The 11,742-nt window shown below is 64.1% G+C and carries 7 protein-coding genes and 1 tRNA gene; 3 read left to right on the forward strand and 5 right to left on the reverse strand.

Going from position 1 to position 11,742, the window contains the following annotated elements; translation table 11 throughout:
- Window positions 1–427 precede the first annotated feature (427 nt).
- The 5 genes from IGS61_RS26965 to IGS61_RS26985 form a co-directional block, all read right to left on the reverse strand.
- Window positions 428–517: transfer RNA gene (locus IGS61_RS26965), tRNA-Ser, on the reverse strand.
- Window positions 518–631: 114 nt separating this feature from the next.
- On the reverse strand, window positions 632–2,677 hold the full coding sequence (locus IGS61_RS26970) for a putative bifunctional diguanylate cyclase/phosphodiesterase (RefSeq protein WP_230542390.1): 2,046 nt from the start codon (window positions 2,675–2,677) through the stop codon (window positions 632–634).
- Between the two features lies 1 nt (window position 2,678).
- The gene (locus IGS61_RS26975) at window positions 2,679–3,803 is read right to left on the reverse strand and encodes an EAL and HDOD domain-containing protein (protein WP_329958092.1); all 1,125 of its coding nucleotides are present in this window, start codon (window positions 3,801–3,803) and stop codon (window positions 2,679–2,681) included.
- A gap of 263 nt (window positions 3,804–4,066) precedes the next feature.
- Window positions 4,067–4,696, reverse strand: a complete 630-nt coding sequence (locus IGS61_RS26980) for a response regulator transcription factor (protein ID WP_230542392.1) — start codon at window positions 4,694–4,696, stop codon at window positions 4,067–4,069.
- Window positions 4,697–4,707: 11 nt separating this feature from the next.
- The gene (locus IGS61_RS26985; RefSeq protein ID WP_230542393.1) at window positions 4,708–6,078 is read right to left on the reverse strand and encodes a cache domain-containing protein; all 1,371 of its coding nucleotides are present in this window, start codon (window positions 6,076–6,078) and stop codon (window positions 4,708–4,710) included.
- 243 nt (window positions 6,079–6,321) lie between these two features.
- Here IGS61_RS26985 and IGS61_RS26990 point away from each other — a divergent pair, with 243 nt between their 5' ends.
- The 3 genes from IGS61_RS26990 (at window position 6,322) to IGS61_RS27000 (ending at window position 11,741) form a co-directional block, all read left to right on the forward strand.
- A complete protein-coding gene (locus tag IGS61_RS26990) occupies window positions 6,322–8,382 on the forward strand; it encodes a carbon starvation CstA family protein (RefSeq protein WP_230542394.1) in 2,061 nt (686 codons plus the stop codon).
- On the forward strand, window positions 8,382–8,582 hold the full coding sequence (locus tag IGS61_RS26995) for a YbdD/YjiX family protein (protein ID WP_010396213.1): 201 nt from the start codon (window positions 8,382–8,384) through the stop codon (window positions 8,580–8,582). The genes IGS61_RS26990 and IGS61_RS26995 overlap by 1 nt, the downstream gene beginning before the upstream one ends.
- Before the next feature lie 303 nt (window positions 8,583–8,885).
- Complete coding sequence (locus IGS61_RS27000; RefSeq protein ID WP_230542395.1) at window positions 8,886–11,741, forward strand: hybrid sensor histidine kinase/response regulator; 2,856 nt, start codon at window positions 8,886–8,888, stop codon at window positions 11,739–11,741.
- Window position 11,742 lies beyond the last annotated feature (1 nt).

Genomic DNA, 11,742 nt, shown 5'->3' on the forward strand with positions numbered 1-11,742 from the left:
GTGGGGCATTCGAAACGACGACAAGGAGTCGTCAACACAGGGCTATTCCAAGTGATCGGATTGAAGCTGAAAGCGAACCGCGAATCGGGACATCACGCGGCATCCGCGATCCGCGTGGAGTTCACATGCGCGGCGTGATCCGTCTCGGCGCCCCTACCAGCCACGGGGCGCGAGGGGCAGGTCCGCCATTCGGACACGAACTGATGCGTTGGGTGCTGTGGAAGCTGGCTCAGTTAAAGACCTGATTAGAACCACGAACGCGCGCCCTCGGCGCGCGGAGCTGCCGCGCAGCGGCAGCAATTGGAGGATTCGGGGCGGGCTGGGCCGGTAGGCCCAGCCCTTCGAATCTCACACGCAGGGCGCGCAGGCGCCCTGCTCGCTTCCGCCAGGCAATAAAAAACCGCCCGAAGGCGGTTTCTTTATTTCCTGGCGGAAGCGGTGAGATTCGAACTCACGAACAGTGTAACCCGTCGCTAGTTTTCAAGACTAGTGCCTTCAACCACTCGGCCACGCTTCCAGATGGCAGCATTATACATAAAGGTCAGTGGCTTACCAATGGCTAGCACTCCCGTGGCCTTATTTACCCCGGCTCTTTGCTTGTGGCATAAACACTCATGCCAGCACACATGCCTTACACGCCCCAGTTTTCCCGCAGCGCCGTCTCGAACTCCCCCGCCGGCAGCGGGCGCGAGAAGAGGTAGCCCTGTACTTCGTCGCAGCCGGAACTCTTCAGGAAGGCCAGCTGCTCGGCCGTTTCCACGCCTTCGGCGATGACTTTATGGTGCAGCTGCTGGGCGATGCTGATGATGGTGCTGGCGATGGCGCAGTCGCTGGCGTCGGTCGGGATGCCGGTGGTGAACGAGCGGTCGATTTTCAGGGTGTCGATGGGGAAGCGCTTGAGGTAGGACAAGCTCGAATAACCGGTGCCGAAGTCGTCCAGCGACAGGGCCACGCCCAAGGCCGTGATGCGGTCCATGATGCCGATCACGCGCTCGATGTTGTGCATCAGGGTGCTTTCCGTGATTTCCAGTTCCAGCCAGGCCGCTTCCAGGCCGTAGCGGGCCAGGGTTGCCGCCACCCTGGCGGGCAAGGCGGCCGTGAATTCGCGCGCGGAAACGTTGACGGCCAGGCGGATCGGCGGCAAGCCCGCCAGTTTCCACGTTTGCGCCTGGGCGCAGGCCGCTTCCAGCACCCATTCGCCCACTTGCACCACCAGGCCCGTCGATTCGGCCAGGGGGATGAATTCGGCGGGCGGGATCATGCCGTGCTGCGGGTGGTGCCAGCGCACCAGTGCTTCGGCGCCGATGATGCGGCCGCTGCCCAGCGCGTACTTTGGCTGGTAGTGCAGCAGTAGTTGCTGTTCCGATAAGGCCTGGCGCAAGCCTGTTTCCAGACGCATGCGCGCCTGCATGCCCAGGTTCATGTCCTGGCTGTAGAAAGCCACGCTTTCCGCTTCGCCGCCGCTGTCCTGCTTGGCGCGGTACATGGCGATGTCGGCCAGGCGCAGCAGGGTTTCCGCGTCTTGCCCGTCCTGCGGATACACGCTGATGCCGATGCTGGCGCCCACGCGCAGGTCGTGGCCCTCGATCAAAAACGGTTCCACCAGGGAAGCGAGCAGCTTTTGCGCCACCATGCTGGCCTCGAAATGCTGGCCGATGTCGAACAGACCGACGGCGAACTCGTCGCCGCCCAGGCGCGCCACCAGATCCTGGTCGCGCAAGGCATGGCGGAAACGCAGCGAGACTTGCCGCAGCAGCTCGTCGCCGATGCGCCGGCCCAGGGTGTCGTTGATCAATTTAAAACGGTTCAGGTCGATGAACAGCACGCAGCCGAGCATCTTGCTGCGCTGCGCCACGCTGAGAGCCTGGTCGACCAGCTTGGCCAGCAGGGTGCGGTTCGGCAGGCTGGTCAGGGGGTCGTAATACGCCAGATGGTGCAGGCGCTCTTCGGCCAGCTTGCGCTCCGTGATGTCAGTGAGGTAGGCGATGAGTCCGATGGGCTTGTCGTCCAGGTCTTGCAGCGGCGACAAGGACAGGCTCGCCCAGAAGATCTCGCCTGACTTCTTTCGGCGGCGCACCTCCATCAGGCGTCCTCCCTGCTCCAGGAAGGCGTCGTGGAAACCCGTGTCTTCGTCGTCGTACAGGAACAGGATGTTGCGCCCCACGGCTTCCACCGAGGTGTAGCCGAACAGGCGCTCGGCGCCCTTGTTCCAGCTGGTGATGTAGCCCGTCAGGTCCATCGTCAGCACGGATTCGTGCAGCTGGTCGAGGATTTGCGTCTGCTGCGCCAGCAAGGCTTCCACTTGCGCATAAGCGTGCGTGGAACGTTGCGCCAGCGAATGCACTTGCAGCACGCCGGCCGTCAGCGATGCCAGGCTGGCCAGGTGGCGGCGGTCGGCGTCATTGTACGCGCTGCGTCCGGCCACGCTGTAATGGCCGAAGCAGTGGCCGTCGAAACTGATTTCCTGCAGCAAGGCGGGCGTATCGCGGGGGAACAGCGCGGGCCGGGCAGCGCCATCGGCACCGGCCGCGGGCAGGAACTGGCCATGCGGGCTGGCCATCACGGCGCTGGCGATACGGCCCAGTTCAGCCACCAGCGCGGGGCCGCGCAAACGCACGACGGCATCGCACAGGGCGGCGCTGTCACCGAGGGAATCCGACACCGGCAGCAAGGTCATGCTAGAGGTTCCGGCTGACCTGGATGGCCCACTGGTAGGCCTGTAGCAGGCTGCGCCAATAAGTTTCTCCATCGATGCCGGCACGCCGCAAGCCATCGGGCGGGGGCACGCCGCTTTCGACCAGCGCCAGCAAGGCGCCCAGCTCGCCATTGCGTTCGAGCAAGGCGACGCTCACTTCGGGTGCCAGGTTCAGGGTGGCGATGATCTCTTCCATCGGCATGCCCAGCAAGACGTCGAGCAGCGAGAACACGCCCGCCATGAAGGCCAGATCCTGCGCATCGCGGTCGCCGCCGCGCAACTGGCACAGCGCTTCCATCTGCGCCGCGCGCACGGCCGCCAGCGGCAGCAGCGCGTGGATCTTGCCGTCGTCCTGTTGCCGCGCATACAGCAGCAGTTGCAGCCAGCGCTGCAGCTGGCGCCGGCCCAGCAGGGTGATGGCCTGGCTGAAGCCCGTAATCGGCGCCGTGAAACCGAAGGCGGCCGAGTTGACCAGTTTTAATAAATGATAGCTGAGCGAGGGATCTTGCTTGAGCGGCACTTCCAGCTCGTGCGCGTCGGCATCGCGGGCCAGCAGGCCCAGCAGCGACAGCAGCCGGCGCCGCGAAGTGGCGTCTTCCGGCTCGCTTTGCTGGCGCGCCTGGTGCAAGGCGTAATCGCCGGCAAACCAGCTCACGCCAAGTTCTTGCAATGCGGCAAGCTGCCCCGCATCGGCGATGTTGTAGGCCAGGTGCGGCCCCGGCAAGGGCAGCAGCTGATGCAGGGCCGGGCGGGTGCCGGCCGCGTCAAAGCTCAGGGCGCGCGCCTCGACCTGCGCCGCCGTCACGGGACCGGCATCATCGCCATCGAGCAGGATGCGGTAGCCGGCGTCGCGCCATTGCTGGCATTTCTTTTGAATCTGCTTGTCGCCGGCAAGCTGCGCAGGCAAACGGAAAATGGTGCGTTGCGGCGCCAGTTGCGCCAGCACGGCCTCGTCCACGCCATGCGGGTCGGCCAGGGGAATGATGCAGTCGAGCGGCGCCAGGAAGGCATATGCATCGGCGGCGGCCAGCGCCGCCAGCAGCGGCGCCGTCGAGGCCTGCGGTACATGCAGGGTGACAGCGACCCACTCGTTATGAGCATTGGCCACTGCTTGTAATCCCACCAACGGAAACAGGTTTGATTCAGACGCTGACATCGGTATCTCAGTGTGGGTAGGGCGCCATAGTAAATAAACTGGCCAGCATTGGCAACCCTGGCCCGACAGGGATGCCATTTCGACAGCAAGAATCATTCTATCCGAATCTCACCCACGAAACAGTTTAATTTTGGCAATAAATGTTCAAAAAAAACATTCCACCGGGAAACCCGCCTGGCATGCGGCTTGGACAAAAGACGGCGCCGCGCGCGGGCTCAGGCGCTGCCGCCATGCGCGTGCTCGACCGCGTATTTGATCAGTTCAGCCTGCCCTTCGATACCGAGCTTGCGCTTGATGTTCAGGCGGTGCGTTTCCACCGTGCGCACGCTCAGGTCCAGGTCGCGGGCGATCTGCTTGTTCGACTGGCCCGCCGCGATGTGCTGCAGCACCTGCTGCTCGCGCGTGGTGAGGAAGGAATCGTGCACTTGCGGGCGAGACAGCTGCCGCGCCAGGGCCGCGCTGTAATAAATGCCGCCGGACATCACCGTCTCGATGGCAAACACAATATCTTTCCCTGGGGCATCTTTGAGCACATAGCCGCGCGCGCCGGCGGCGATGGCCTGCGACACGTATTCGAGCTTGTCGTGCATGGACAGGATCAACACGGCAATCTGCGGAAACGCCTGCTTGAACAGCGCCGTCGCTTCGATGCCGTTGATGCCGCGCATATTGATATCCATCAACACGAGGTCCACCTGGTGCGCGCGCGCCTGGGCCAGCGCCTCGTCGGCGCCGCCCGCCTCGGCCACCACGTCGAAATGCGCCACCGCTTCCAGGCGCGCGCGCAAGCCGTCGCGCACGAGGGGGTGGTCGTCCACCAGCAAAATTCGGATCGTGTCGCTCATGGTTCTCATTATTAGTGTGTGGAGGGAAGATCGAGCCGCGCCAGCACCACGGTGCCGGCCGGGGACGAGGTGATGTGCAGGCTGCCGCCGATGGCTTCCATGCGTTCCGTCATGTTGCGCAGGCCGATGCCGCGCTGCGGGTGCAGGGCGATGCCGTCGAAATCGAAGCCGCCGCCATTATCCTCGATGCGCAATTCCACGGCCTTGCCCGCTTCGCGCAGGCTCACTTCCACGCCCCTGGCATGGGCATGGCGCTCGCAATTGGTCAGCGCTTCCTGGGCGATGCGGAACAGGACGGTATTCACCATGTCGGGCAAGCCCTCGCCCGCCGCCGCCGGGCTGGCCGTGAAGCTGGCTTGCGCGCTGCTGCTGTCGTTAAATTCATGCACCAGATGGTCGAGCGCGGCGGCCAGGCCCAGGTCGTCGAGGATGGCCGGGCGCAGGTTGTGCGAAATGCGCCGCACCTCGCCCAGCACCTTGTTCAGCTGCTCGGCGGCCCGCTCGAAGGTGGCGGGCGCCTTGTCTTTCTGCTCGGCATTGCCGGCCAGGCGCGCGATACCCGCCTCGATCTGCAGCTTGATCGACACCAGCCACTGGCTGATGCCGTCATGCAAGTCGCGCGACAGCCGCGCCCGCTCTTCTTCCTGCGATTCGACCACGCGCTGCGCCAGCACTTTCAGCTTGGCGTCGGCCACGCGCAGTTCGCGCAGGTTCAGCACGAGGCCGCAGGCGGCCACCAGCAGGGAGCCGAGGATGGCGATGGCGGCGATCAGTTCCATGGTCGAGCGGATATTGCGCGACTGCTGGGCGTCGACCTTGGCCAGCGCCTGGTCCACATCATCCATGTAGATGCCGGTGCCCATCATCCAGCCCCACTCCGGCATCAAAATCACATAGCCGAGCTTGGGCGCGGACTTGTTCGTCGACGGCTTGATCCAGTTGTAGCGCTCGAAGCCGCCGCCGCCCTTCGCCCGCTGCATCAGGCGCTGGATGGTCAGGTTGCCCTCGGCGTCGCGCAACTGCCACAGGTTCTGCCCCACCAGCTCGGGCTGGCGAGGATGCATCAGCGACTTGCCCTGCAAATCATAGATGAAGAAATAGCCGTCGTCGCCATAGCTGAGGGCGGACAGGATGCGCTTGGCCTCCTCTTGCGTGGCGGCATCCTTGCGGCCCGACTGGTACAGGGAGGCGATGGAATGGCTGGCCAGGGTCACGTAATGCTTGAGTTCGGCTTCCTTGCTGGCCAGATACGCTTGCTGGATGGTGGCGCGCTGCTGCTCTGCCAGGGTAATTGCCTGGTGCCGCACGGCAAACGCGATGGCGCACAGGGCGAGGATCAGCGGCGTGAGGGCCAGGAAGATGACTTTCTGTCTGAGTTTCATGGCCTGGCGCTCCGGCGGCGTCTTTGCTGGTGGGAAGGCGTGATTTTACGTCGCGGCGCCGCGATCGGTCTGCGTAGTAATACTGAGCGTTACTGCGTAGTCGTGCGCTTGCGGCAATTATACGATTCCTGAATACTCGCCATAAGCTGCAGATACACCAAACTGACACCCAAACTGGCGACGACCAGGCCCGGCAGCACACATCATCGCACGGCACAGCGCCCGTCAATCTCTGGAGGAAGCATGAACCGCATTTTCAAACAGCTCGGCTGGGCAGCGCTTGCGCTGGCCGGCGCCGGGTCCCTGGGCGTTGTTGCCCTGCAACGTGGCGAACCGATCAGCGCGATCTGGATCGTCATCGCCGCCGTCTGCGTCTACCTGATCGCCTACCGTTTCTACAGCCTGTTCATCGCCGACAAGGTGCTGGGCCTCGATGCGCGCCGCATGACGCCCGCCTTCAAGCACAACGACGGCCTCGACCACGTGCCGACGAATAAATATGTGCTGTTCGGCCACCATTTCGCGGCAATTGCCGGCGCCGGCCCCCTGGTCGGCCCCGTGCTGGCCGCGCAGATGGGCTATCTGCCCGGCATGCTGTGGATCTTGGCGGGCGTCGTGTTTGCGGGCGCCGTGCAGGATTTCATCGTGCTGTTCATTTCCATGCGCCGCGACGGCCGCTCCTTGGGCGACCTGATCAAGGCTGAACTGGGCGAAATCCCCGGCATGATTGCGCTCCTGGGCTGCTTCATGATCATGGTCATCATTTTGGCCGTGCTGGCATTGATCGTCGTCAAGGCGCTGACCGGTTCCCCATGGGGCAGCTTCACCGTGATGGCGACGATCCCCATCGCCCTGTTCATGGGCGTGTATTCGCGCTTCATCCGCGTGGGCCGCATCGGCGAAATTTCCATCATCGGCTTCGTGCTGCTGATGCTGGCCATCATCGGCGGCCAGTACGTGCAGGAACACGCGGTACTCGGCCCGATGTTCACGTTCACGGGCACGGAACTGACGTGGATGCTGATCGGCTACGGCTTCATCGCCTCGGTCCTGCCCGTGTGGCTGCTGCTGGCGCCGCGCGACTACCTGTCGACTTTCCTGAAGATCGGCACCATCCTGGGCCTGGCCATCGGCATCATCGTCGTCGCGCCTTACCTGAAAATGCCGGCCATGACCAAGTTCATCGACGGCTCCGGCCCCGTCTGGTCGGGCAATCTGTTCCCCTTCCTGTTCATCACCATCGCTTGCGGGGCCGTGTCCGGCTTCCACGCGCTGATTTCCTCGGGCACCACGCCGAAGATGATTGAAAACGAAAGCCACGCCCGCTTCATCGGCTATGGCGCCATGCTGATGGAATCGTTCGTGGCCATCATGGCCCTGGTGGCCGCCTCGACCATCGAGCCGGGCATCTATTTCGCCATGAACAGCCCGGCCGCCCTGATCGGCACCACGGCGGAATCGGCAGCGCAGGCGATCTCGCAATGGGGCTTCTATGTGACGCCGGAAATGCTGACGCAGACGGCCAAGGACGTTGGCGAACACAGCATCATCTCGCGCGCGGGCGGCGCACCGACCCTGGCCGTCGGCATGGCGCAGATTCTCTCGGGCGCCATCGGCGGCAAGGCCATGATGGCTTTCTGGTACCACTTCGCCATCCTGTTCGAAGCGCTGTTCATCCTGACGGCCGTCGATGCGGGCACGCGTGCGGGCCGCTTCATGCTGCAGGATTTGCTGGGCAGCTTCGTCCCGAGCCTGAAACAGACGGAAAACGTCATCGCCAACCTGCTGGCCACGGGCCTGTGCGTGGCGGCCTGGGGCTATTTCCTGTACCAGGGCGTGGTCGATCCGCTGGGTGGCATCAATACCCTGTGGCCGCTGTTCGGCATCGCCAACCAGATGCTGGCGGCCATCGCGCTGATCCTCGGCACCTGCGTGCTGTTCAAGATGAAGCGTGGCCAGTATGCGTGGGTGACGATCACGCCGACCATCTGGCTGCTGCTGTGCACCCTGACGGCGGGCTGGCAAAAGATTTTCGACGCCAATCCGCGCGTCGGCTTCCTCGCGCATGCGAAGAAATACTCGGCGGCATTGGATGAAGGCACCCTGCTGGCGCCGGCCAAGTCGGTGGCGCAGATGCAGCAGATCATCTTCAACGATTACCTGGACGCCGGCCTGGCCGCCTTCTTCGTCATCGTCGTCGTCAGCGTGCTGTTCTTCGGCATCCGCACCATCCTGAAGGCGCGCGCCGACAGCAAGCCGAGCACCAAGGAAACGCCGTTCCAGGCCATGCCCACGGTGCAATGATGATCGACGAAATCATCAAGGCGGGACGGTATCTGGGGCAAAGCATGCGGCTCATGTGCGGCTTGCCCGAGTACGACACCTACGTGGCGCACCGGGAAGTGACCCATCCCGGCGAGCCGATGATGACGTATGAAGAGTTTTTCCGCGAACGGCAGGAAGCCCGCTACGGCGGGGCCGGCAAACGCGGCGGTTGTTGTTAGCGGACACCTGACCCAGCCTGCTGCGCGTCGATATAGGCGGCTTGCGATGCTCACCGTACTTTAGTACGGTTGCGCTTCTGGGCCGCCTCTCCCTTCCGCTCGCTACGGCTGGGTCATGTGTTGTTGCTCAGCAATAATTTGAGGGCGGTCTGGTTGGGCCGCCCTATTCATTTCCTCTCTTATAAGTTCCCCTCCCCTCTCCTCCATTAGACCCACATCAATATCGGGATGTGTCTTCGCGTCTATATTTTTCCAATAGGAATTAAATAACAGTCAACGGGCGACCGGGGAAGCAGCGAATTCATGTTCAATTTCCAACGCTCCAGCATCAGCCAGAAGCTGACCATGATCTCGGTGCTGTCGTCGGGCTGCGCGCTGCTGCTGGTGTTCGTGGCGTTTGCGCTGACTTCCGTGCTCAACCACAAAAACGATGAAGGCAAGCAACTGCTGTCGCTGGCGGGCGTGATCGGCGCGGCCAGCGCGGCACCGATGCTGCTGGGCAAGCCGGCGCAGGCGCAGGCGGAACAGGTGCTGGCGGCACTGTCGGCGCGCGACGAGGTGGCCCAGGCGGCCCTGTTCGACAAGGGCGGGCGCCTGTTCGCCCTGTACCGCGCGCCGCAGCATGCGGACGGCCTGCCGGCACCGGAAGACATGGACCCGGCCCTGCTGGCCGACATGGCCGTGCAGCCCGTCACGCAAGGCTCGGGCACCAACCTGGCGCCCGCCATGCGCTTGTACCGGCCCGTCTACCGGCCTGGCGAGCCACAACAGATCATCGGCGCCGTGCTGATCGAGGCAGACCTGAACCATATGTGGCGCGACATCGGCCGCCATGTGGGCGCCATCGGCGGCGCCACCGTGCTGTCCTTCCTGATCGCCGTCTTCCTGGCGCGGCGCTTTAAAAGCGTGATCGCCGAACCGATCACCAAGCTGATTGATACGGCGCAAAAAGTGTCGAGCAGCCAGACCTACAGCCACCGCATCGCGCACCAGCGCAGCGACGAGCTGGGCGTGCTGATCGACAGTTTCAACGACATGCTGGCGCAGATCGACAGCCGCGACAGCACCCTGGCCAATTACCGCGACCAGCTCGAACGCCAGGTGGGCGTGCGCACGGCGCAGCTGGAAAAGGCCAAGGATGCGGCCGAGGCGGCCAGCCAGGCGAAGAGCGCGTTCCTTGCCACCATGAGCCATGAAATCCGCACGCCGATGAATGGCGTGCTGGGCATGACGGAATTGCTGCTGGCCAGCCCGTTGAGCCCGCAGCAGCGCCACTACACGAGCATGGTGCAGCGCTCGGGGCAGAATTTGCTGGTGATCATCAACGACATCCTCGATTTTTCCAAGATCGAGGCGGGCAAGCTGAGCGTGGAATACATCCGCTTCAATTTCCGCGAATTGCTCGACGACATAGAACACGTGTTCGCGCCGCAGGCGGAAGCGAAGAATATCAGCCTGGAATTCGATATCGCCTATGACATCCCCATCGCCATCTGCGGCGACCCGAACCGTTTGCGCCAGATCATCGTCAACTTGCTGGGCAACGCCATCAAGTTCACGGAAACGGGCAAGGTCACCGTGAAAGTGGAAGTGTGCAGCGAAGACGCGCCCAGCGTGGGCTTGCGCTTCGAGGTGCACGACACGGGCATCGGCGTGTCGAGCGAAGCGCAGACGCGCATCTTCGAATCGTTTTCGCAGGCGGACGGCTCGACCACGCGCAAGCACGGCGGCACGGGCCTGGGATTGACGATCTCGAAACAGCTGGTAGAGCTGATGGGCGGCACTATCGGCGTTGATAATGCTTTAACGCAAGGCTCGATCTTCTGGTTCGAAGTAAATTTCGATAAGCGGCGGGTCGACAGCGATGACCCGTCCTTCAACCTGAAAACCACGCGAGGGTTACGCGCCTTGATCGTCGACCACACACCCGCCACGCGCGCCGTGCTGGAGCGGCAACTGGCCAGCTGGCACATCGTCAGCGACAGCGCCGGCACGGCCAGCGACTGCCTGGGCAAGCTGCGCGCGGCCGCGCAGGCCGGCACGCCGTATGCCGTGGCCCTGCTCGACATGGAATTGCCGCGCACCAGCGGCCTGGCCCTGGCCGCCAACATCAAGAGCGACCCGCTGCTGGCCGACCTCAAGTTACTGCTGCTGAGCACGGAACAGGCGGCGGCCGACCCGGTGCAGCGGCGCGAGGCGGGCGTGGCCTACCAGCTGATCAAGCCGGCCCGCGAATGCGATCTGTTCGACTGCATCGTCACGCCGCCGCGCGCCAGCGACAGCCTGCGCATCCATCCGCCGCACACGGCGCGCCAGGTGGGCCGGCGCCAGCGCCGCCGCGTGCTGCTGGCCGAGGACAATCCCGTCAACGTGGAAGTGGCGCTGGCCATGCTCGACAGCCTGGGCCTGGACGTGGTCTGCGCGCGCAACGGCGAAGAAGCCCTGCAGGCGGCGCAGGCCGAGGATTTCGATTTGATTTTGATGGATTGCCAGATGCCCGTGATGGATGGCTTTGCCGCCACGGCGGAAATCCGCCGCCACGAACAGCAGTGCGGCCACGCGCGCGTGCTGCCCATCGTCGCCATCACGGCCAATGCGCTGCAGGGCGACCGCGAAGCGTGCCTGGCGGCCGGCATGGACGATTACCTGAGCAAGCCGTTCACGCAGCAGGACCTGGGCCACACGATCGCGCGCTGGATTACCCTGCCGCGCGCGGCCACCGTGCACCACAGCGAAGCGCCGCAGGAGGCGCCTCCCGAACCGCCGCCCGTGGCAACGCCGCCATCCGCCGCCGCGCCGGCGGCGCAGCCGCTGAACCGGCAGGCGCTGGAAAACATCCGCGCCCTGTCCGGCACGGATGGCGATGCGCTGCTGGAACGGGTCATCCTCGCCTTTACCGGCGAGACGCCGCGCCAGTTGAGCGCCATGCGCGAGGCGATTGCGGGCGCGGATGCGGAAGCGCTGCGCAAGGTGGCGCACAGCCTCAAGTCGGGCAGCGCCAACGTGGGCGCCGATGGCCTGGCGCAGCTGTGCAAGGAGATGGAAAAACTGGGCCGCGCCGGCAGCACCGAGGGCGCGGCCATCCTGCTGCAGCAGATGCAGCAAGCCTTCCTGGCCGTACGCGAATCGCTGAACGCCATCCTCGTGAAGGAACACTGAC

The organism is Janthinobacterium sp. FW305-129 (assembly GCF_020858115.1).
Classification (GTDB): Bacteria; Pseudomonadota; Gammaproteobacteria; order Burkholderiales; family Burkholderiaceae_D; genus Janthinobacterium.